This window comes from Bacillus sp. FSL R5-0654 (genome assembly GCF_038008745.1).
In the GTDB taxonomy this organism is placed as follows: Bacteria; Bacillota; Bacilli; order Bacillales; family Bacillaceae; genus Bacillus; species Bacillus safensis.
Genome location: NZ_JBBOZV010000001.1, coordinates 1,462,861 through 1,483,274, shown reverse-complemented (window position 1 = coordinate 1,483,274; position 20,414 = coordinate 1,462,861). Strand labels below are relative to the sequence as shown.

Genomic DNA, 20,414 nt, shown 5'->3' with positions numbered 1-20,414 from the left:
GATAATCAGAGCCCCACTTTCTCACCCTTACTCTCCACTATCCACCACTTCTCTCCACAAAACTTATTTTACACTGTTTCTACATAAAAAAAAACCCTGAACTAGTCAGGGTTCATTAAAACTTTATTTCAAAGTTTGACAATTTGCTGCTTGTTTTGAAATGAAAATGGCAGATTTTTGAACGTTTTGAAGAATTCTGGACCATATTTGTTTAAAAAGTACATGATATTCCAAATTCTTTCTTGCGGGGCATCTAATGGTTTTAAGCTGTTTTCAATCCGTTCAAAATCTCGAAGGATATATCCTTCCTTCTCTTCCACACGCTGCGCCACCTTTTGATAAACAAATTGAAGCTGATCTTCGATAAATTTGGCATTTTTATCTAGCAGCTGCTCGAAGTTTGGTTCAACCTTCAGTGCTTCTTGCCTCAATACACCATGAACATTCGCTAATTCACGTTTCGCTTGATCAACGGCTTGAACAAAGCTGTCTGGAAGGCTTTGCTCAAAGTGAGCCTCTTTCTTTTCTTTTACTCCGTTTGTGAGCACTTCTTCTAGAGAAAGTTCTCTGACAGGCAGCTTCTTGTCGATGTGTCTTTCAAGGATGGTCACGTGCAGTCTTGGAAGAACAGGTGCCATCTTTAATTTAAAATGCTCAAAAATTCCTTTCAGCTCTCCCCAATAGTTGACTTCACCGTGTCCTGCCATAAAAGCAAGTGTCGGGAGAAGGGTTTCCTGCATTAAGGGACGCGTCACCACATTGTTGCTGAACCGTTCTGGGTGCTCCTCAATTTCCTGCAAAAGCTCTTCTTTTGTCCACGTAAGCCCCACTTCTGATATAGAAAACTGGCCGTTTTCTTTTTCAATAAGGAAGCGCTCTTCATCATATTCGTAAAACAGGTTCGCCTGATTGTCACCAGCTTCAATGATCGGCTGATATCCCGCTCGTTTCATGGCAGCCTGCGTTTCATTCAAACGAGCTGTGACTGCATCATTTGTCTCGACAATGTGCTTGAATAACGTACGCTCAAGTGGTTTGACGCCTAAGTCTCCTGAATTAAATAAAAGCAGTCCATCTTCTTCAAAAAGGTCGCATACAATCCATTCAAAGAAATCAGTAAACGTTTGTGATTTGCGTAAACATCGAAGAAGCTGATCAAGCAAGTCATTAGTATACGCGGATTCTTCATACGTTGAAAACACATCGCGGAGCCATTTTTCTGTTTTTTCTTGATGCAGAGGTGTTCTTTTGGCCGCAGTTTTTTTGACGTTATGTAATGGCAGCTTTTGCTTGACTGGACCTTTTTCGCCGGATGTGTAGACAAAATTAATTTCATCTACGTCATGATCCTCACCTGCTACCCAAAAGACTGGAATCACAGGAACGCCAAGCGCTGATTCTTTTTCTTTTGCGAACTGAATAATGGATATGATTTTATGTATGGTATAAAGCGGTCCTGAAAGTAGGCCTGCCTGCTGTCCCCCAACCACCATGACACTCCGTTCATCACGGATCTTTTCAATGTTCTGACGCATCGCTGCTGATTCAAACTTTGCGTGGTATGCGCTCATATAATCCGCTAAAGCCTCGCGCGGGAAGCTCATTTCCATGAGATCGTCGTATCTTTTTTTCCATGTGTCTTCAGAATGTATATCATAATCAAAAAAAGCAGTCATCTCTTTTTTTTCTTGTATATAATCACGTATGAATAAATTCTGACTTCGGATGGAAAGTTCAGTCAATTGCATGTTTAGAACTTCCTTTCTTCAATAAATAGTTAGTTTCCCGAAAAAAGTATAGCATGTAAATGAGCTCACTCAAAAGATTTTGTTTGCTTTTTTTCCAATACTTCCAAGCTTCGATTAAAGAAAGTAAGATGTGGCGCCAGAATCTCTTGAGCTTGAGCCTTTTTTAAAAGATAGCCAACGATGGCTTTTCTTTCGGTTTCACGGCCTTTGACGATATCTTGAAGCATTGACGATTGATTGGCGGCCGTTTTTTTACAAATTGAAACGAGGTGTGACCAGAGACGCTCTTCTTCTGCCAGACCTAGAATGGACAATGCTTCTTCAAATGCACATTTCATCATGTATTCATATGCAGGATTTGCGATCAATTCTCCATTTTTCACACGCAATAAAGCCGTGAGCGGGTTAATGCAAACATTAACTAGCAGTTTTTCTTCCAGCACTCTTTTCCATTCATCCGTATAAATCATCTGAAAATGGGCCGGCGTTTCATTCAAAGCATTTCTCACATCATCTGTATCCTCAGGATGAAAAGCTCCCCACTTGATGACACCGATCCCTGTATGGTTCACAGCATGGTCTGATACCTTCATGGCGCCGTGCTCTACGACACCTATATATATCGAATGCGACGTGTCCCATTTTTCTAAATCTAATAAGTGGGCCATGCCATTTTGTAAAAATAGGATTCGCTGACGAGGTAATGTTGATAGTTCATCAAGCACCTCTTGCAGATGGTGATATTTCACTGTCACAATCAGCAGATCAAATCCTCCTGTAATCCCTGCCCTTGCCTCCGCAGACGCCCGGAATGTCTCTCCTTTTACCGTTCGCTTAATTCCTGATGTTCGAATCTCCTCTGCTTGTTCTTTTCTTCTTGTCAAAACAGTGATGTCATGATGCTGTGATAAATAACTGGCACAAAGCAGACCAATCGCACCGCCGCCAATGATTCCAATGTTCAACTGCCGCACTTCCCTTTTTCTGTTTACTTCATCATATCAACCATTTTAACAGTTTCAAGCCGCGATGCAAAAAGCAGATAGCGCACCGCGATTGAATTTTTTTAATTTAAAAACTATAATAATAAGTGTAAAAACTTTTTAAGGCGGATGGGATGAAAACGCCTTCAATGACATCACTGTCGACATTATGTGTGTAAGGGGGAAGATCATATGACACAAGTAAAACGACTTCTAATCAATTACAAAACTTTAGAGGAATTTAAACAATTTAAGGAATATGGTATACAAGAACTATCCATGCTTGAAGACCTTGAAAGTAATATGATTGAAAATGACAGCAACTCTCCATTTTACGGGATTTATTTTGGAGATAAGCTGGTCGCACGTATGAGCCTTTATCAAGTGGACGGCTCGACGACAACGTATTTTGACCACAATCATGATTATTTAGAGCTGTGGAAGCTGGAAGTGCTTCCTGGGTATCAGCGTAAAGGGTACGGCGAGGCACTTGTTGATTTCGCCAAATCTTTCGGATTGCCAATCCGGACCAATCCTCGCGTCAAATCTGCCGGTTTTTGGGATAAAATGGGCTTTGAAGCAGTCAAATATGATATGGAACGCGACAAAGGGGAAAATCCACTCATCTGGGAACCTGCCCATATCCAAAAAAATACAGGTGAATCTGCTTAATACTGATGGCAAAACGCCCCTCCTTTCTCTGTGAGGGGCGTTTTCTTATTTAGCATATTCTTTTAAGTTGATATTCTGTTTGACTCTTTCAACAATCCCAATGAGTGCCCGGTAATCTTCTTCTGTCATTTTTAATTGCCGCTTCAAGTGTTCATTCTCTTCCGTGAGCGACTTCAGTTGATGCTGCGTGTCCGCTAGTTCTTCGCGTAAATCTGCAGAGCCAGCAGGTTCTTTTTCAAGCTGCTCTAAGAACTGAATCACTTCTCGCAAGGTCAATTCAGCCTGATCTGAAGTTGCCTTTTCTTCTATCGTTAACGTATTTTGTGGTAAACCCGAGGAATGAATCCCAATCTTCTTACGCAGTTCTTTCCGCTGTTTTTTCGCCAGCTCAATGCCTGCCTGATATTGTTTTCTGACGTATGAATTCCACCTGAATCCACATGCTGCAGCCGTTCTTGACAACGCTTTTCCGACTTCTTCAAATGCGGAAAGCTGCGTTCCTCCATCTCGAATGTGTCTTAAGACGACTTCTGCTAAAAGTAAATCTTCATCTTGCGTCCATGCGTCCTGCCTTGTAATCGTCAATTGATCATCCCCCCTGAATCTGAATACCACATCATATGCGCTTACTAGAGTAGATAGACTATTTGCAGGAGAGAAACCTAAAAAATAGACAAATAAAAAAACGCAAGGGAAGATTCCCTTACGCTTTTTTATCAAGCATTAGTTGCTTTTTACGTCTTTGCCTTTGTATGTTCCGCAAGATTTGCAGACACGATGAGAAATTTTCATTTCACCGCATTCTGGGCAAGCTACCATACCAGGTACTTGTAGTTTGAAATGCGTACGACGCAATCTTTTTTTCATTTTAGAAGTTCTTCTAAAAGGTACAGCCATTATTCCCACCTCCTTAAAGAGTTAAGATTCATTATTTTCTTCTAAGAGCTTCTTCAAGCCTTCCAGACGCGGATCAATTCGGTTTTGATGTGCATCTTCCGAAATGACTGCCCAGTCATTCCCTTCCTGTGGTGCAGCACCTTTTACGTCTGTTTGGTCGCAAAAGATTTGCATCGGCACTTCAAGAAGAATTTCTTCCTTGACTATAGGCGTTAAGTCGATGATATCGTCTTCTACAACAGATACGTCTTCATCTTCTATATCGTCTGTCTTATGAAGTACAAATAGTTCTTTCGTTGAAATCGCAAATGGATAATTTACATCAACAAGCGTTCTTGAACAAGGCAATGTCATTTCACCTGTGATGGTTAAATCAAATGCGACTTGCTTTGATTCGATCACTCCAGTCCCTTTCACCTCTACTGGTGAAATGCGACGTATATCTGAATGAAGGCTAGTAAGTTCATTTAAGTCAACCGTCTCATGAAAATCGAAGCTGTTTTTAGCTTTTTGATGTAACTGATAAACTGTCCATTTCAATTGTATCACCTCTAAGAGCAACAAACATGATTATAGCTTTCATCATGCTATTTGTCAATATTTTTTCTTTACAGTCCTTTGTGATGTCAGAGCGTTGTTTGACATCAGTTCACGGAATGCCTACACTGAAAAAAATGGGCTTCATTTTTCCCTTATGCTACTGTAGCATAGACCATTTAACCATAGCAAGAAAGGCGGAACATCTATTGAAAGCAACAGGAGTCGTTGTCGAGTACAATCCATTTCATTATGGACATGCCTATCATGTTCGCCAGGCGAAAACACATACCTCCTCAGATGTAGCCATTGCCGTCATGAGCGGATCTTTCCTCCAGCGCGGAGAACCTGCTATCGTCTCCAAATGGGCACGTACAAAAATGGCATTGCAAAACGGTGTAGACATCGTATGTGAGCTTCCATACATCTATGCAGTGCAAAAGGCAGAAACCTTTGCAAATGGCGCTGTGTCTATTTTAGACGCTTTAAAATGCCGCTCCCTTTTTTTCGGAAGCGAGGATGGGGACATTAAAGCATTTGAACGAACAGCTCACGCTTGGCATGAGAAAAAAGAAGAAATTGACCTTTTCACAAAAGCAAAGGTCAAAGAAGGGCTTAGTTATCCGGCAGCTTCTGCCGCTGCGTTTCAGGAAGTCATTGATCCTAAACACTTACTGGATCTGTCTAAGCCCAATAACATTTTAGGCTTCCATTATGTCAAAGCCATCTTAGAGAGATCTCCTCACATAGAGCCCTTTACCTCTCAAAGAATTGCATCCGGTTATCATGATCAAGAGCTTCCTAAACATCAGAAAATTGCAAGCGCGACAAGCATCCGAAAAGCCTTAAAAGAGAACGGGTCATTTGAAACTGTCGCCTCTTATCTCCCGGAAGCTTCGCTTAAGCAATTACATGACTATTATTCTTCTTATGGTCTTTTACATACGCAAGAAGACTATTTCAGCTTCTTAAAACATGTGTTTCACACAATGGATACAGCAGAACTAGAAGGCATCTATGAAATTGAAGAAGGCATCGAACACCGCATGCAAAAGGCGATCACACATGCGTCCACCTACGAGGAATATCTATCACTTGTGAAAACAAAACGATATACGTGGACAAGGCTGCAGCGGATGAATACGCACCTTTTAATGAGGGTGAAGAAAACCGTTATGCATGAGCTGCTAAAGAAGAAACACGCGCCATACATTCGTTTACTTGGTATGTCAAAGAAAGGTCAGCAATACTTATCTCTTGTCAAAAAGGAATTGGACGTACCGCTTGTCAGCAAGCTGTCTTCCTTTTCACATCCTGCCCTTGATCTTGACATTCGCGCTTCCCGCGTCTTCAGCCTTCCCATCAGCGAACCAATGCAAACAAAGTTAACAGAAGCAGAATTTAAAACCTATCCGATCCGCTATGATGAAGAGACTGGTCTCTTCCAATCTTGATAAAAAGAGCAGCCTTTGATGAAGGCTGCTCTTTTTTCACTTAAGATGCTTTCTCTTTTAACTTGTTTAAATAGTTCAGTGCGTCCTGCATAGTGTCCACAGGAACGATTTTCATATTACTTTTAATATCTTTCGCTGTTTTCACTGCATTTTTGTAGTCTGAATTTGGATCACCTTTATCGTTTGGTGCAAAGAAGATATCTTTTCCTGCTTTATCTGCTGCAACAACCTTTTGATCTATTCCGCCAATTGGCCCGACCGTACCATCAGCGTCTATCGTTCCAGTCCCTGCAATCGCATAGCCATGTGTTTCGTCTTCTTTTGTCAGCTGATTATAAATTTCAAGTGACATCATTAAACCTGCCGATGGACCGCCGATATTTTCAATATCCACCTTAATTGAAGGCGACACTTTCACATTTCGGTCTGTAAATAAAGATACGCCAATTCCGACTCGATTCGGCTCTTCTTTAAAAGGCTTCAACTTCACTTTCTGCGTGATATCCTTGCCGTTTCGTTCAAGGACAAAACGGACAGATGTACCAGCTTTTTGACGGCTGATATACGACACCATTTTATCAGCAGAATCATACGTTTTGCCATCAACGCTTTTAATCCGGTCGCCCACTTCAATTTTGCCGTAAGCAGGCATGCCTTTCATGACGTAGCTCGCATATACCCCATTAAACGTATAATCTACTTTTTTGCCTGCTTTTGTATACGCTGCAATCATGGCATTTTCTTGAGAGCTTTTCATCAGCTGAAGCTGTCTTTTCATATAATCTTCATCAGACTCTCCGTCCGCTTTAATATTTTCTTCTGGGACGATTTCGTCATATTTATTCATTTTCGCAAGCAAATACGTATACGGATTGGCTGGACCTACTTTTATCGTCATAAGAGAGAAGCTGCCCTTCTCGCCGTATCCACCATCCACTTGAATGTGAGGGGCAATCTCTGTTGCATCACCCGGCTTTGTCACGTAATACGGCAGTTTAACAAAAGTTAAGCCAAATAAGACAAGAACAATAACAAAAAAGCTGAGCCAGCGAATATTCAATTTTTTCATTCGATTAACACTCCCATTTATCAATGACATCTTTCAGTTTACCTGTTAATTGGTCAGCGGCGAGTTCACCAGCCTCAATCATCTCCTGAACCTGAGTGAATGAACTGGAGCTGAATGTTTCAAGCCTCGGCCGAATCATGAGATCTGCATGAATGGTTTGGTGACGGACCAATTCATTTTGAAGGATGTCCAAACTTTGCATAATCACATCCGATAATCTCGTCGCCTTTTCTGTTTTTTTCACCCTAGATACATCAGAGGCGATAATAAGGTCTGCGCCCATTTCTTTTAAAACAGACACAGGAATGCGGTCAACAACCGCTCCATCCACTAGCTGTCTGCCGCCCATTTCGTGAGGAACAAACACGCCTGGAATGCTGATGCTTGCTCTGACTGCTTGTGAGACAGACCCTTCTTTAAACACAACCTTCTCCCCTGTTTCGAGGTCACAGGCAACCACCGCAAGGGGCATTCTTAATTCTTCGAATTTTTTCCCATATGTAAACGTGTGAATCAGCTGCAAAATTCGATTTCCTTTTAAAAGACCGATTTTTGGCAGTGTATAGTCAGCATAATACTTTCTTCTGAAGACAAGTGCAAGTTTTTTCATTTTTTCTACGTCTTGTCCTGCCGCATAAAAGCTCCCGACAAGTGCGCCAATACTGCTTCCAGCGATCATATCTACCTGTATCCCTTGCTTCTCAAGACTAGACAAAACCCCGATATGCGCCATTCCCCTCGCACCCCCGGAGCCTAGTGCAAGCCCGATGATCGGTCGCTTCATGAAAATCCACCCTCCTCTTTCTATGCATATATACGAATCTATAGGTCTAAACATGCCCCTACTGCTCGTATAGTAATAGAAGACAGGCTCGGCTAGTTTCTTTTTCTATAATCACGAGCTCGCCAATAGATCATACGGCAAGGGGCGAAATCTCCATGAAAAAATGGAACACTCTGTTCATCGCTGCTTTTTTTATTTTCTTAACAGCCACTGTGATTACACACCCACAAGCCTCTTTGCAAGCATCGAAAAATGGACTTGCAATGTGGTGGGAGGTTGTATTTCCATCATTGCTTCCTTTTTTTATTTTGTCCGAGCTATTAATTAGTTTTGGGATTGTCAGATTTGTCGGGGTATTATTAGAGCCATTTATGCGCCCCATCTTCCGGGTGCCGGGTGTAGGGGGATTTGTACTGGCTATGGGAATGGCTTCAGGGTTTCCTTCTGGTGCGAAATTAACGACAAGACTGAGGCAGGAAAGGCAGCTGACGCGGATCGAAGCAGAGCGTCTCGTTTCCTTTACAAATTCATCGAATCCATTGTTTATTTTCGGTGCAGTGGCTGTTGGTTTTTTTCATCATCCAGCTTTAGGCATTGTATTGGCCAGCGCTCATTATTTAGGGAATCTCGCTGTTGGTGTGACGATGCGGGCATATAAAGCGCGGCATGATGCACACCTAAGAAGCCGCAAGAAGTTTTTATTCCCGCCGTTTAAAGAGGCATTCAATGCTCTTCATACAGCAAGACTCGCAGAGAAAAGACCGCTCGGCCAAATTTTAAGTGATGCAGTCATGTCATCAGTCCAAACACTCTTTATGATTGGCGGCTTTATTATCTTATTTTCTGTGTTTAGCAAAATGCTGTCAGTTGTCCATGTGACAGACCTTTTATCCATCGGGCTCGGATATATGCTGCAAACGATGCATCTTCCGCCAGAATTAGACCTTGCCATGATTGCCGGTTTATTTGAAATCACATTAGGAAGCCAGATGACGGGGTCACAGGAAGTCACCCTTCTCGCTAAAACCATTGTCGTCAGCTTTATTTTAGGATTCAGCGGGTTCTCTGTTCAAGCACAAGTCGCTGGCATTTTAGCGGCAACCGATATCCGCTTTAAACCGTTTTTCTTCGCCCGTTTGCTTCACGGAATTTATGCAGCTGTTTTTGCCTTTTTATTATTCAAGCCTCTTTATGTCTCTCGATCAGATATGGCTCTCCCAGCGGGTGCCTTTGATGCAAGCCAGCAGGTCGTCATGTTCAGCAGCGTGCTTTGGAATCAGCTTGTGAAAGCCGGTCCCTTCATCACACTTTGCAGTATGATAGTGTATATCGCGCTATACTATCGGAAATTAAAAAATGGATGAGTGCCGGGTGCACTCATCCATTAAATTTTTCCTTCAGCGCTGCTTCTACCTCTTTTGGTACAAGATCGTTGACTGCCCCATGATATTTCGCTACTTCTTTGACGATGCTGGAGCTTAAGAAGGAATATTGATTGTTGGTCATCATAAAAAACGTTTCAATTTCATCGTCTAACACTTTGTTCATTGAGGTGCCTTGCATCTCATACTCAAAGTCCGTCACAGCTCTTAGTCCGCGTAAAATGACTTTGGCTTCTTTTTGCTTCGCATAATCAACAAGCAGGCCGTGAAACGATTCAACTTTGATATTTGGCAGCTCCTTTGTTGCTTGGCGAATAAGCTCACACCGTTCTTCAACAGTAAATAACGGTTTTTTAGATGAATTATTTAGTACACATACATACACTTCATCAAAAATCTTTGCACCTCTTTTGATGATATCCAAATGCCCCAATGTAACTGGATCGAAGCTGCCCGGACAAACGGCTATGTTCCCCATGCTAATTTCCCCGCTTTCTATAGATCGTAATACCAGTCAATCCGTACAGTTCCTGTCTTGTGATGTGGAGCTGCCCTGCTTCTTCTGGCAGCTTCACATCTCTATCATGCTCACACACGATCACGCCGTCATCTGTTAACAAGGCGTGCTCGTCAATCATTTCAAGAAGTGCTTTTAGCTGTTGATCTTTATAGGGCGGATCAAGGAAAATGGCTTGAAAGGATTCCTCTCGTTTCACAACAGCTGCAAGTGCACGCTTTGCTTCATTTCGAAACACTTCACTTTGATCCATTAGCGACAATTGATTCAGGTTGCCTTTAATCGTCTGAATCGCCTTCATATCTCGATCAACGAATATGCAATGATCGAATCCTCTAGAAAGCGCTTCAATCCCTAAACCACCGCTTCCTGCAAATAAATCAAGAGCCCATCCGCCATCAAAATACGGGCCGATCATATTAAATATTGATTCTTTTACTTTATCTGTCGTCGGTCTTGTTGATTGACCTGGTACCGCTTTAAGTGTGCGGCCTTTTCTCGTTCCAGAGATGACTCTCATTTTTCCACCACTTTTTCTACTTGCTTCTATTCGTCATTGTTTATGACAAAAAATTCAACATTATCTTACCACATCACTCCTCAAGGAACAATGCAATGATATTCATTCATTTTCTATGTATAGATCAAGAAATACGGGGTCATACTACTTATAACAGCATCTGATGTGGTGCTGTTGCCAACCGCGGAGAAGACTTACGTTTCCCCATAAGTTCTTCCTCCGGTTTCTCCTCTCCCTTTGCCTTCTCCTTAATGAATCATTAAGAATAGAAGGACCCCGCGGGTGATGCCGCGGGGATTTTTTTGTGTCTTTAAAAGCCCACCTTATAATCATACTCTTTTGCTTTGTCCAATTTGGATTCGTACTCTAATTTAATAAAAGGTTTATATGAAGGCTCAACACGTTTCACAAATGGTAACGAGCTGAGTTTAGCCATATGGCGCTCAAGATCATCCATATCACAATAGATCACAGCATATTTCATTTTCCTTGAAATATAGTGAACATTTCCGAATTTTCTTAGCGCTTTTGACTGCTTTAACGAATGCAGCCAGACGACCATCCCTTGACGTTTGGTTTCCATCTTTTCACCTGCCGCTTTTCAATTCTTTTCATTCATTATGTAAAAGACGAGACATTCAAGTCTCGTCAAGATACTTTACAGCCGCAGCTGCCACCTGATCCACAGCCACCGCCGCATGATGATAGACCATCAAAATATGGGTTCCCTGTTGGAACTTTAATATATGCTGATACAGCTTGACCGATTTCAATACTAATCTCATCTAAGATGGATTGAATCGCTGTTTCTGCTTTTTTGAAATCAACCACTGTATCGTGAAGATCTAGCTTTCTTTTGACCTCACGCATTTCCTTTGAGATCGTTCTATAGTCCGGATGATATTTGCCGAACCGCTGCACATCCTCATACTGCTCTTTTACTTTTGTAAAATGGGCAATAATTTGTTGGGCTTCTTCGTCTTGCTGGAGACGCTTAAAGCAGTTGCGGTAATGTTCAGCCTCCTCCGACTGAAGAATCATGGCAGCCAATTGATTTGCTTCCTCTTGGAGCTCCACAGATTCGATTGTCGCATACATAAATGTTGCACCTCCAATTCATAGTTTACCACGAAACCTATGGATCAGAAAATGCTTTTACGTGACAAATACATCCCATGTTTCTCTTTTCTGTTTATATTCTGGATGACGGGAATTCAGCACAACAGTCATTTTATGCTTTCCTTTTGAAAGATGCTTGACCACAAATGCCGCAGTATACTCATTCCCTGCACGTTTCCCGTCTACATACACTGTAAAATATCCCGCCTTCTCGTTCTTTTTTAGACGCTCTGGCTGAAGATGAAAATCTTGAAGTGTACTTTCTATATAGACAGACGACCCTTGCACTTTGTATTTCAAAAAGCCTTGCTGCTTCATTTCGCTTTGGGCTTGCTGCATGACTGGTACTGCTGGGTCTTGCTTAATCACTTGCTCTTCTCCATGTTGACTTTGACACCCGGTGACAAGAAAAAGCAATGCGCCTATTGACAGCATCCATTTCATCATCTGATTCTCCTTTCATCTACTTTTATAGGATGCTCAGGAAATAGACATCTTAATCAACTCAAAAAAGCCTCAACCGGCTCCATTTTGATTGCGCATTGCTTGGAACATTTGAATCATCATTTCAGCCATTTGGACGCTATTGCTCAACTGACTCACACGATGAGGAATGGTTTTTTCGTAAAAGTTCATTTTATCTAATTCAAAGGACGTTAGATTTTCAGGATGTCGCGTCAGCTGTCTGTACCAGATAGGACGCTGCCTTATGAATTTGATTCGCTCCTCTTCGGCCATGACAAATTCCTGTACTTCTTTTCGCACCAGAAGCATCCCCTTTCACTTAATCTTTCCTGAAGGAGAATGGGTGCTGACTGCCTCCAGATGAACCTTTCTTTGAACCATTGGATGAAAATTGGCCGAGCAAGCTTTGTAAAGAGGAAATAGACTGGCTCATTTTGTTAATCTGTTCATTCATTTGATCAGCGTCCATTTTTTTCACAGCAGAAACCATTTTAGACATAAAATCTGCTTTTCCTGCTTCACTTGGCTTAGAGGCTTTTTCTTCTTTCGCATCTTCAGATTTCGATTGCCGGTAAGGTGACCACATCTCATCTTCCTCACCAAACATGATCCAATTTTCGTATACACTTTGCCAGCTTTTTTCTTGCGTTTGCACTTCTTGAATTAACTTCGGATGGCGTCTGACGAATTGTTTAAATTCATCAATGGATGTTTGTTTTTGCTTGTTTGTCATATCCTCACCCCCCATACAAATGCCTACTATACTATATACACCAGCATCTGTTTTGGTGAGCCTCTTTTTAAACATCAAAAAAACAGCTGCGACCATGCAGCTGCTTTCGTTTAAGAAGTTTTCTTGATGAAATTTTGGGTGTAATATTTTTCTTTCACCCCTACGCCAAGATGCGTGTAATCTTTATTTAATAACGCCTTCCTGTGACCTTCACTATTGAGCCAGCCCTCTACCGCTGCAGGTCCATCGACATAGTTATAGGCAATGTTTTCACCTGCGAGCTGAAAGCCCACCTCGCCTCTTTCTAACCGGTCTTTCAGCGTACCGTATTTTTTAGATTCATGGGAGAAATAATGATTCTCTTTCATGTCCTCACTATGCATGAAGGCCACTTCAGAGGTTTCATCATCCCACTTTAAGATCGGCAGGTTGTACTTATGGCGGATAATATTGGTCATATCAAAAATTTGTTTTTGACTGGAAGCTTCGATATCTTTCCACTTTTCGCCTGATATCGCCTCAGGTTCTACCAATTGACCTCGGTAGACCACCTCATACGGCTTTTGTTTCACAAATGTATCTGCGTTGAAGGCCCTGATACTTGAAAGGGTGCTTTCAAACTTATCCATGTAAAGCTGAACATACACATCATCTCCCACTTTCACAGTGGGTCTTGTATTCATATCATCTTCTGAGAATTCAAAGCGGTATGAATTTTGTTCATCCTCCACATGAATGTAAGGTGCAATTTGTGTTTTCTTAAATACTTCACTCGTGGCTTGACCGATTTTAAACGGTTCTACATTCAGACCGTCTCCTGTAGCAAACAAGGTCACCACTTTACTATCCTTTACCCCTACTTGAATATAGTGCTTCTTCGATTGGTTGTAAATCCACCAGTCATAATCATATGCGGAAGGATCAATTCGATCTGGTTCTCCCAGCTGTTTAAGCACTTCGTTTGAAGATTTCCCCATAAAGGACATGAGCCCTTTTTTTGGGATGTTGATCGGCTTATCGCTAGATGTTTCTTCATTAGACACCTTCGGTTCATTGCTGTTTTCTTTTTCTGGTGAAGATCCATATTGAATAAAAAGAACGTACGTTCCAGATATAATCAGGAGGATGAGGAGTGTTTTGAGCACAGTTTTCAAATAAACACCTCCGTTAAATTGGCAAGGTACAAAAAGTACCTTCTACTGTCATTTAAACAAAACTTGCTCCATTTATCAACGACAATACAGCCTATTTAACACGAATTTAAAATATGCCCCTCTTAATGAAGAAATCCTTGTCCATGATCTTGATCCTGTTGAGAGATTTCTGTCAGTGCCTCTCCCGCGCGATCATTTGATAAATCTTCGACTGATAAATCTCCAAGAGCGACAATCCCTGTTAATGCGCCGTTTTTCACAACGGGAATGCGGCGGAGCTGATGCTCTGACATGAGCCGGACAATTTCTTCAAGTGTTGCATCTTCTTCAGCTGTTAATACTTCCTTTGTCATCAGCGAGCCTACTTCCTGTGAGTTTGGCTTTTTTTCTGCAATGCCTCTAAGCACAAGGTCACGGTCTGTCACTATTCCTACGAGCTGATCTCCGTCAACCACTGGAATGGCACCAATATCAGCATCTCTCATTTTGACTGCTGCTTCATACGTATTGTCATCTTGATTACATGTCACTACTTTTTTGGTCATAATATCTTTGATTTTTTTCGTTTTCACGTTGATTCCTCCATCCGTTATTTTCTTTATTACTGTAACCAGCTTATAAAAGAACATACCTTTCACAGTTGAAAGTTTAACGCTTTCATACTATGATTGTCAGTAAAGGGAAATTTTATAAGGAGGGGTTTTGGGTGAAGTTTGAAGGTACGGGGATTGAAAAGGTATCAGCTGACTTAAATAAATTAGATTTCATTATGGAAAGTGAAGGATTTGTACGAGCCGATCAATGGGATTATGAGCGTGTGACATACGACAGAAAGTACAGCATGGTAGAGGGAACCTTTTATTTACGGATTTCCGGCTACGCCACTGAAGGAGATGTCGGTTCCAAAAAAGCACACATTCAGCTTCTAACACCGTTACTTGGAAAACATTACTATCCACATGGCGTTGAATACGGCGAAGGCGAAGAATTCCCTAAGTCTCTCATCCAATCAAGCAAAAAAACACTTGCACAGCTGAAGGAAAAACTAGAAGCCATGACGGCTGAAGCATAAAACAAAGGGCTGAAATGATCTTTATTTTAGCCCTTTTCTAAGATGAAAGCACAGCCAGATGGCTGTGCTTTTTTTATTCATATTTCGGAATAAGCGCATCTGGTACGGCATCTTTTGCTCTTTCTTTTCTTGCCCAGTCAAAGAAGACAACAGCAAGAATAGAGCCGTACACAATCTCCTGAATAATTTTCATCAAAATCGCACCTAGCTGCTGGTCCTCTAGCAGCGGCAAGGTGTGGAACATATCAGGGCCAGTGAGGGCAAGGCCTGCAAGCATATCACTTGGCACACATAAATGCAGTGCTTGTATCCATGCGCCGGCATCTGAATAGGTTGCATAGATCGGTGCTTCACTAAACATGATGAGTGCACAGGCCGGTGTCATCAATATCCCGTCTGCCATGATATATCCAAGCTTCAAAATGCCTGTGATCTGCGGCTGACTTTGAACTTTATGGACAAGCGGCCACCACATGAAAAAGGCAGCGATAAAAATAACCACCGTCATCACTGCGTGGTAAAACGGATCTGTTTTCACAAAATCAAACACAAGCGGAATGTGATACAGCGAAAACAAGCCGTTAAACCCAAGCAGTGCAATTAAAGGTTTGGAAAACAAACGGAAAACAGCTTGAATACCTGGTGTTTGAATGATCCGCTCCCAAATAGCTGGAGGCAATCCTGTAATAAGGAGAGGCGGGATGACTAAGTACAGCACCGCCATTTGCGCCATATGTGCACTAAACATAATATGCCCCATTAAATCAATTGGGCTTCCTTTCACAGCATATAACAGAACAAGCCCCGTCAGAAATAACGTTTTCTCTTTCACCGTCGCACGGTGCTTTCCCTTTGTCACAAGAAGCAGATAAAGAGCAGCTGCTATCACAATACAAGTCAAATAATAAGGGCTCCATAAAGCCCGAAATCCGAAAATTTCTAAGTTCTCCATTGCTGCGCCTCCTTCAAGGGCAAAGCGGGTTTACCACCATATAATGGTCAAAAAGGCTAATACGGTAATAAACGCAACAAACACACCTGAGTATAGAAACAAGGCGGGTGTTTCATGCCCTTTTTGGTTCATGTGCATAAAATAATAAAGCTGAAAAGCCACCTGAATGCCTGCAAGCAGTAAAATAAATGGTACTGCGAACCAATTCCCAACGTCTTCTGAGGCGATCGTTAAAAACGCAACAAATGTTAATCCAATCATCAAGCCGAAAGAAATGAGCTGATGCTTCATTTCTTCGGCATTTTTCTTTTTACGATATACAAGGTCGACTTTGGACTGATTTGTGTTTTTATTTCCCATTCTTATCCCACCATTCCCATTAAATATACAACGGTAAAGATGAAGACCCACACAACATCAATGAAGTGCCAATAGAGACTAGCCACATAATATTTCGGCGCATTGTATAAATCGAGTCCGCGTCTCATATTTCGAATCATAAGAGCGGTAATCCAGCAAAGTCCGAAGGCGACGTGAGCTCCGTGAGTTCCTACAAGTGTATAGAAGGAAGAACCAAGAGCAGAGCTGGTAATCGTAAATTCATACGCATGCACATAGTGATAAAACTCATAAATCTCAACCCCTAAAAATCCAGCACCTAAAAGGACCGTGATACCAAGCCAAAGCTGCATCTTTTTAAAGGCAAAGTTTTTCATATGATACATGGCATACACACTCGTTAAACTGCTTGTTAATAGAAGCATTGTGGCAATAAAGACAAGTGTGAGGTCAAACATATCAGTTGTTTTTGCTCCGCCTGCATTTGAGTTTTTCAGCGCCAAATAAGTGGCGAAAAGCGATGCAAACAGAACGGTTTCTCCTCCAAGAAACAGCCAGAACCCGACAAACTTATTCTTCCCTTCTAACGTGGCCTTCTCGGGAGAAGCCGGAAAGGTTTCCGCCGTCATTTTTTGTGGTTCCATTATGCTTTCACCCCTTTATCATCGTCGTCAGTCAAATCTTCTTTGTGAATATGGTATCCATGATCATCTTTCAAAGACCTAACCAGCATGGTCGCAAACGTAATACCAAGACCAATGAAGATCACCGGAAGCCCCCAGCTGTGCTCTTGACGATACATGAAACCAAACGCTGACACAAATAGACCGAATGAGATAATGACAGGCAAAATGGAGTTATTCGGCATGTGAATATCATCGAGCGGTTCAGATGCTGTCATTCCTTTTTTACCATCCATTTTTTCAATCCATAATGGATCTAGTCCTCTCACAAGCGGGAGCTGTTTAAAGTTGTATTCTGGCGGAGGCGAAGAAACTGCCCATTCAAGTGTTCTTCCATCTCCCCAAGGATCGCTCGATACCCGCTCTCCTTTTGCTGTTGTCCAGATGATGTTAATCAGCATGATCACAACAGCTACAAACATAAACAGTGCCCCAATCGTACTGACTAAGTTCCCAAGCTCGAGACCCTGACCTGGCAGGAACGTAAAGACCCGGCGCGGCATGCCCCATAAACCGAGAAAATGCTGGATAAAGAAAGTTAAATGGAAACCGATGAAAAACAGCACAAAGCCAATTTTTCCAAGCTTCTCATTCAGTATTTTTCCAAACATCTTCGGCCACCAGTAATGCACACCTGCTAGAATACCGAATACAACCCCGCCGATAATGACGTAATGGAAATGCGCGACAACAAAATACGTATCATGGAACTGATAATCCGCTGCAGCTGCTGCAAGCATGACCCCAGTTACCCCGCCAAGTAAGAACGACGGAATAAAGGCAACAGAATAAAGCATCGGCGTTGTAAACTTCACATTACCGCCCCATATCGTGAGCAGCCAGTTGAATACTTTAATTCCTGTTGGCACCGCAATTGCCATGGTCGCTACAGCAAAGATCGCATTGGCGATAGGTCCGAGCCCCGTAGTGAACATGTGATGCGCCCACACCATGAATCCAAGGAAACCAATCAATACAGTAGCGAACACCATGGACGAGTAACCAAACAATCTTTTTCTTGCAAACACCGGAATGATCTCAGAGAAGATTCCGAATGCCGGCAGGATCAAGATATATACTTCTGGGTGTCCGAAAATCCAGAACAAATGCTCCCAGATGATTGTATTTCCTCCAAGCTCTGGATTGAAAAAGCTCGTGTCAAACATTCTATCAAGCATCAGCATCGCAAGCCCTGCTGTCAGCGGAGGGAATGCGAATAAAATAAGTGCGGAGGCGACAAATGTCGTCCAAGTAAAGAGCGGCATTCTCATATACGTCATACCAGGCGCTCTCATATTAATAATCGTTGCAAGAAAGTTAATTCCTGCAATCAGCGTACCAATACCCGCGATCTGTAAACCTAAAATGTAGAAATCCATTCCATGCCCTTCTGAATTCAGTGTGAGCGAAGCGTATGCAGTCCAGCCTGCATCAGGTGCTCCGCCCATAAACCATCCAAGGTTTAAGAAAATTCCTCCGAAAAAGAATAACCAAAAACCAAGTGAATTCACAAACGGAAATGCTACGTCACGTGCACCAATTTGAATTGGTACTACCGCATTCATTAATGCAAATAACAGCGGCATAGCTGCAAGGAAAATCATTGTCGTTCCATGCATCGTCATGATTTCATTGTAAACCCCTGCACTGACAAAATCATTTTCAGGGATGGCTAGCTGAATACGGATAAACATCGCTTCTAGGCCGCCAACCAAAAAGAAAAATCCCCCTGCCACTAAATATAATATGGCAATTTTTTTGTGGTCAACCGTTGTCAAGTAATCCCATAAGACAGCGCCAAACCCCCGCTTTTTAGCTATTGTACTCACCATGAAATCCCCCTCTTATCTCCCATTTGCCCCTTTTCATATAGATGTCTTTCTTCACGATCCTTTAAACAGACTATGTCTGACAGATGACGACTTCTCGGTTGTAGAGACATATTCGGGAGCTCTTAACAAAAACTTCACATCGATCACATACCCTCTTGAATATTTGCTCTAGTTGTTACTCGATTTTAAGACCTTTTAAATACTCGTAAAGTGCATCTGCTTCTGAGTCATTTAATTTAGGGTACGTTCCTGTCATCTTATTACCTGGTTTAAAGCTTTCTGGATCTTTCAGCCATGCTTTCACATTTTCTTTGTTCATGTCTTTAATTCCAGCTACTTTCGTCCGCTCTCCGAAGGTCGCAAGGTTTGGTGCAGTCCTTGCTGCTTCCGGCCGTTCGTCACCAGGCTCTACTGCGTGACAGCTTAAGCAGTTTTTCTCTTTAAATAGCTTTTCACCCTCTAAAGCGAGATCTTTTGTGGATTCAGGCTTCTTGTAATCAGCCATTTTTTTCGTCCATCCTAAAAACTCATCTTGAGAAAGCGTTTTAACTTTAAAGTCCATTAAAGCATGTGACGGCCCGCACAGCTCCGCACATTTCCCGTAGAAATATTCCCCTGCATCTTTCGTTCGTTTCGAGTCAAAGGTTAAATAAAATTTGTTCTCATTATCTGTGTTTGTATCAATTTTACCGCCAGCCGATGGAATCCAGAATGAGTGTTTGACATCGGACGCTTTCAGCTTAAAATATACCTTCTGATCTGTTGGTACGATCAATTCCTGACTTGTGACAATCCCATAATCAGGGTATTCAAATTCCCACCAATATAAGCTGGCTCTTACATTGACAACAAGTGTCTTTTCAGGATCTCGTTTTTTCTTATCCATAGCGCTTGTATCCCCTAGTTCAAGCGTGTATGCCACAACAGGTACAACGAGAATAATGAGTAGAAGAATCGGAATCGCTGTCCATGTGATTTCCAGGTTGCGGTTCCCTTCCACCTGCTTTGGAATCGTATCTTCTCCCACTTTAGAACGTTTGAATTTAATGATGACGTAAAAGAAAATGATCGATACAACAATGACGACAAGAACCATAATGAGTGTACTCAGTACCGTTAGGAAAAACTGTTTATCTGCTACTTCCCCAACAGGCTTGAGTGTTGATAAGTATGGTTCACCACAGCCCGCCAAAACGAGCGTCAGTAAGAGAAACAGTGAATAAACACGCCATTTTCTTATCATAATTTGTCCCAACCCCTTTTGCTTGATCTCCTTTGCCTTTCGCTTTTTACCTCTTATTTATAAAATCACTTCTCACCCATCAATAACCCCCGCCTCTTATAAAAGCACTTACATTTCCTCTTTTCATAAAAAAATGATGTTTTTACTCAAAATACCATCTATGTATAAACAGAAAGCCGCCTAAATAGAACTGAATATCAGGCGGCTTTCATAGTTGTTAGAAAATGTTGTGTTATAAGATATAGCCATTGTTTTGATG

The 20,414-nt window shown here is 41.9% G+C and carries 25 protein-coding genes; 4 read left to right on the top strand and 21 right to left on the bottom strand.

Features of this window, described 5'->3' with window-relative positions; genetic code table 11:
* Positions 1-128: 128 nt before the first annotated feature.
* Together bshC and NSS76_RS07410 are read right to left on the bottom strand one after the other, a co-directional pair.
* Complete coding sequence (gene bshC / locus NSS76_RS07415; RefSeq protein ID WP_341081528.1) at positions 129-1,748, bottom strand: bacillithiol biosynthesis cysteine-adding enzyme BshC; 1,620 nt, start codon at positions 1,746-1,748, stop codon at positions 129-131.
* A 65-nt stretch (positions 1,749-1,813) separates the two neighbouring features.
* Positions 1,814-2,713 carry a 2-dehydropantoate 2-reductase gene (locus tag NSS76_RS07410; protein WP_172881500.1) on the bottom strand — a complete coding sequence of 300 codons (900 nt, stop codon included), beginning with the start codon at positions 2,711-2,713 and terminating at the stop codon, positions 1,814-1,816.
* Between the two features lie 210 nt (positions 2,714-2,923).
* Between NSS76_RS07410 and NSS76_RS07405 the strand changes: the two genes are divergently transcribed.
* Positions 2,924-3,403, top strand: a complete 480-nt coding sequence (locus NSS76_RS07405; RefSeq protein WP_007499784.1) for an N-acetyltransferase — start codon at positions 2,924-2,926, stop codon at positions 3,401-3,403.
* A 45-nt stretch (positions 3,404-3,448) separates the two neighbouring features.
* On the opposite strand, the gene gerR is transcribed toward NSS76_RS07405, so the two are convergent.
* The 3 genes from gerR to NSS76_RS07390 form a co-directional block, all read right to left on the bottom strand.
* Positions 3,449-3,988: a sporulation-specific transcriptional regulator GerR gene (gene gerR / locus NSS76_RS07400; protein ID WP_024424269.1), complete on the bottom strand. Its 540-nt coding sequence runs from the start codon at positions 3,986-3,988 to the stop codon at positions 3,449-3,451.
* Positions 3,989-4,126: 138 nt separating this feature from the next.
* On the bottom strand, positions 4,127-4,300 hold the full coding sequence (gene rpmF / locus NSS76_RS07395) for a 50S ribosomal protein L32 (RefSeq protein WP_008354700.1): 174 nt from the start codon (positions 4,298-4,300) through the stop codon (positions 4,127-4,129).
* Positions 4,301-4,321: 21 nt separating this feature from the next.
* Positions 4,322-4,840, bottom strand: a complete 519-nt coding sequence (locus tag NSS76_RS07390; protein ID WP_019743276.1) for a YceD family protein — start codon at positions 4,838-4,840, stop codon at positions 4,322-4,324.
* A gap of 206 nt (positions 4,841-5,046) precedes the next feature.
* Between NSS76_RS07390 and NSS76_RS07385 the strand changes: the two genes are divergently transcribed.
* A complete protein-coding gene (locus NSS76_RS07385; protein ID WP_341081523.1) occupies positions 5,047-6,291 on the top strand; it encodes a nucleotidyltransferase in 1,245 nt (414 codons plus the stop codon).
* A 40-nt stretch (positions 6,292-6,331) separates the two neighbouring features.
* On the opposite strand, the gene NSS76_RS07380 is transcribed toward NSS76_RS07385, so the two are convergent.
* Together NSS76_RS07380 and NSS76_RS07375 are read right to left on the bottom strand one after the other, a co-directional pair.
* Positions 6,332-7,360 (bottom strand): SepM family pheromone-processing serine protease, encoded by a 1,029-nt coding sequence (locus NSS76_RS07380; protein WP_133743855.1) that lies wholly within the window; start codon positions 7,358-7,360, stop codon positions 6,332-6,334.
* A gap of 4 nt (positions 7,361-7,364) precedes the next feature.
* A complete protein-coding gene (locus NSS76_RS07375) occupies positions 7,365-8,144 on the bottom strand; it encodes a patatin-like phospholipase family protein (protein WP_048238859.1) in 780 nt (259 codons plus the stop codon).
* Between the two features lie 155 nt (positions 8,145-8,299).
* Here NSS76_RS07375 and ylbJ point away from each other — a divergent pair, with 155 nt between their 5' ends.
* Positions 8,300-9,508: a sporulation integral membrane protein YlbJ gene (gene ylbJ, locus NSS76_RS07370; protein ID WP_326849054.1), complete on the top strand. Its 1,209-nt coding sequence runs from the start codon at positions 8,300-8,302 to the stop codon at positions 9,506-9,508.
* 13 nt (positions 9,509-9,521) lie between these two features.
* Here ylbJ and coaD read toward each other — a convergent pair whose 3' ends face one another.
* The 9 genes from coaD to NSS76_RS07325 all read right to left on the bottom strand — a co-directional run bounded on the left by coaD (position 9,522) and on the right by NSS76_RS07325 (position 14,579).
* The gene (gene coaD / locus NSS76_RS07365) at positions 9,522-10,004 is read right to left on the bottom strand and encodes a pantetheine-phosphate adenylyltransferase (RefSeq protein WP_024424274.1); all 483 of its coding nucleotides are present in this window, start codon (positions 10,002-10,004) and stop codon (positions 9,522-9,524) included.
* Between the two features lies 1 nt (position 10,005).
* A complete protein-coding gene (rsmD, locus tag NSS76_RS07360) occupies positions 10,006-10,563 on the bottom strand; it encodes a 16S rRNA (guanine(966)-N(2))-methyltransferase RsmD (RefSeq protein ID WP_024424275.1) in 558 nt (185 codons plus the stop codon).
* A gap of 310 nt (positions 10,564-10,873) precedes the next feature.
* Entirely contained in the window at positions 10,874-11,146 is a 273-nt protein-coding gene (locus tag NSS76_RS07355) for a YlbG family protein (RefSeq protein ID WP_024424276.1), read from the bottom strand.
* A gap of 65 nt (positions 11,147-11,211) precedes the next feature.
* Complete coding sequence (locus NSS76_RS07350) at positions 11,212-11,661, bottom strand: YlbF family regulator (RefSeq protein WP_007499807.1); 450 nt, start codon at positions 11,659-11,661, stop codon at positions 11,212-11,214.
* A gap of 57 nt (positions 11,662-11,718) precedes the next feature.
* The gene (locus tag NSS76_RS07345; RefSeq protein ID WP_224426554.1) at positions 11,719-12,129 is read right to left on the bottom strand and encodes a hypothetical protein; all 411 of its coding nucleotides are present in this window, start codon (positions 12,127-12,129) and stop codon (positions 11,719-11,721) included.
* A 69-nt stretch (positions 12,130-12,198) separates the two neighbouring features.
* Complete coding sequence (locus NSS76_RS07340) at positions 12,199-12,447, bottom strand: YlbE-like family protein (protein ID WP_024424278.1); 249 nt, start codon at positions 12,445-12,447, stop codon at positions 12,199-12,201.
* A gap of 19 nt (positions 12,448-12,466) precedes the next feature.
* Positions 12,467-12,880, bottom strand: a complete 414-nt coding sequence (locus tag NSS76_RS07335; RefSeq protein WP_234107758.1) for a YlbD family protein — start codon at positions 12,878-12,880, stop codon at positions 12,467-12,469.
* A 110-nt stretch (positions 12,881-12,990) separates the two neighbouring features.
* Complete coding sequence (locus tag NSS76_RS07330; RefSeq protein WP_024424280.1) at positions 12,991-14,034, bottom strand: CAP domain-containing protein; 1,044 nt, start codon at positions 14,032-14,034, stop codon at positions 12,991-12,993.
* 122 nt (positions 14,035-14,156) lie between these two features.
* Positions 14,157-14,579, bottom strand: a complete 423-nt coding sequence (locus NSS76_RS07325) for a CBS domain-containing protein (RefSeq protein WP_029706548.1) — start codon at positions 14,577-14,579, stop codon at positions 14,157-14,159.
* A 161-nt stretch (positions 14,580-14,740) separates the two neighbouring features.
* Here NSS76_RS07325 and NSS76_RS07320 point away from each other — a divergent pair, with 161 nt between their 5' ends.
* Positions 14,741-15,106: a YugN family protein gene (locus tag NSS76_RS07320; RefSeq protein ID WP_024424282.1), complete on the top strand. Its 366-nt coding sequence runs from the start codon at positions 14,741-14,743 to the stop codon at positions 15,104-15,106.
* Between the two features lie 73 nt (positions 15,107-15,179).
* Here the strand turns inward: NSS76_RS07320 and ctaG are convergent, their stop codons facing one another.
* The 5 genes from ctaG to coxB all read right to left on the bottom strand — a co-directional run bounded on the left by ctaG (position 15,180) and on the right by coxB (position 20,155).
* A complete protein-coding gene (gene ctaG / locus NSS76_RS07315; protein ID WP_024424782.1) occupies positions 15,180-16,058 on the bottom strand; it encodes a cytochrome c oxidase assembly factor CtaG in 879 nt (292 codons plus the stop codon).
* Positions 16,059-16,088: 30 nt separating this feature from the next.
* Positions 16,089-16,418 carry a cytochrome c oxidase subunit IVB gene (gene ctaF / locus NSS76_RS07310; RefSeq protein ID WP_024426910.1) on the bottom strand — a complete coding sequence of 110 codons (330 nt, stop codon included), beginning with the start codon at positions 16,416-16,418 and terminating at the stop codon, positions 16,089-16,091.
* 2 nt (positions 16,419-16,420) lie between these two features.
* Positions 16,421-17,041 carry a cytochrome c oxidase subunit III gene (gene ctaE / locus NSS76_RS07305; RefSeq protein WP_024424780.1) on the bottom strand — a complete coding sequence of 207 codons (621 nt, stop codon included), beginning with the start codon at positions 17,039-17,041 and terminating at the stop codon, positions 16,421-16,423.
* The gene (gene ctaD / locus NSS76_RS07300; RefSeq protein WP_024424779.1) at positions 17,041-18,912 is read right to left on the bottom strand and encodes a cytochrome c oxidase subunit I; all 1,872 of its coding nucleotides are present in this window, start codon (positions 18,910-18,912) and stop codon (positions 17,041-17,043) included. Before ctaD ends, ctaE begins: the two co-directional genes overlap by 1 nt.
* A gap of 175 nt (positions 18,913-19,087) precedes the next feature.
* The gene (gene coxB / locus NSS76_RS07295; RefSeq protein WP_024424778.1) at positions 19,088-20,155 is read right to left on the bottom strand and encodes a cytochrome c oxidase subunit II; all 1,068 of its coding nucleotides are present in this window, start codon (positions 20,153-20,155) and stop codon (positions 19,088-19,090) included.
* Positions 20,156-20,414 lie beyond the last annotated feature (259 nt).

Coding starts and splice junctions, on each gene's coding strand:
- NSS76_RS07355 (WP_024424276.1), bottom strand. CDS start 11,146: ATGGAAACCAAACGTCAAGGGATGGTCGTCTGGCTGCATTCGTTAAAG.
- coaD (WP_024424274.1), bottom strand. CDS start 10,004: ATGGGGAACATAGCCGTTTGTCCGGGCAGCTTCGATCCAGTTACATTG.
- ctaF (WP_024426910.1), bottom strand. CDS start 16,418: ATGGGAAATAAAAACACAAATCAGTCCAAAGTCGACCTTGTATATCGT.
- rsmD (WP_024424275.1), bottom strand. CDS start 10,563: ATGAGAGTCATCTCTGGAACGAGAAAAGGCCGCACACTTAAAGCGGTA.
- NSS76_RS07345 (WP_224426554.1), bottom strand. CDS start 12,129: ATGATGAAATGGATGCTGTCAATAGGCGCATTGCTTTTTCTTGTCACC.
- ctaD (WP_024424779.1), bottom strand. CDS start 18,912: ATGGTGAGTACAATAGCTAAAAAGCGGGGGTTTGGCGCTGTCTTATGG.
- ctaE (WP_024424780.1), bottom strand. CDS start 17,041: ATGGAACCACAAAAAATGACGGCGGAAACCTTTCCGGCTTCTCCCGAG.
- NSS76_RS07375 (WP_048238859.1), bottom strand. CDS start 8,144: ATGAAGCGACCGATCATCGGGCTTGCACTAGGCTCCGGGGGTGCGAGG.
- ctaG (WP_024424782.1), bottom strand. CDS start 16,058: ATGGAGAACTTAGAAATTTTCGGATTTCGGGCTTTATGGAGCCCTTAT.
- coxB (WP_024424778.1), bottom strand. CDS start 20,155: ATGATAAGAAAATGGCGTGTTTATTCACTGTTTCTCTTACTGACGCTC.
- rpmF (WP_008354700.1), bottom strand. CDS start 4,300: ATGGCTGTACCTTTTAGAAGAACTTCTAAAATGAAAAAAAGATTGCGT.
- NSS76_RS07350 (WP_007499807.1), bottom strand. CDS start 11,661: ATGTATGCGACAATCGAATCTGTGGAGCTCCAAGAGGAAGCAAATCAA.
- ylbJ (WP_326849054.1), top strand. CDS start 8,300: ATGAAAAAATGGAACACTCTGTTCATCGCTGCTTTTTTTATTTTCTTA.
- NSS76_RS07335 (WP_234107758.1), bottom strand. CDS start 12,880: ATGACAAACAAGCAAAAACAAACATCCATTGATGAATTTAAACAATTC.
- NSS76_RS07325 (WP_029706548.1), bottom strand. CDS start 14,579: ATGACCAAAAAAGTAGTGACATGTAATCAAGATGACAATACGTATGAA.
- NSS76_RS07405 (WP_007499784.1), top strand. CDS start 2,924: ATGACACAAGTAAAACGACTTCTAATCAATTACAAAACTTTAGAGGAA.
- NSS76_RS07380 (WP_133743855.1), bottom strand. CDS start 7,360: ATGAAAAAATTGAATATTCGCTGGCTCAGCTTTTTTGTTATTGTTCTT.
- bshC (WP_341081528.1), bottom strand. CDS start 1,748: ATGCAATTGACTGAACTTTCCATCCGAAGTCAGAATTTATTCATACGT.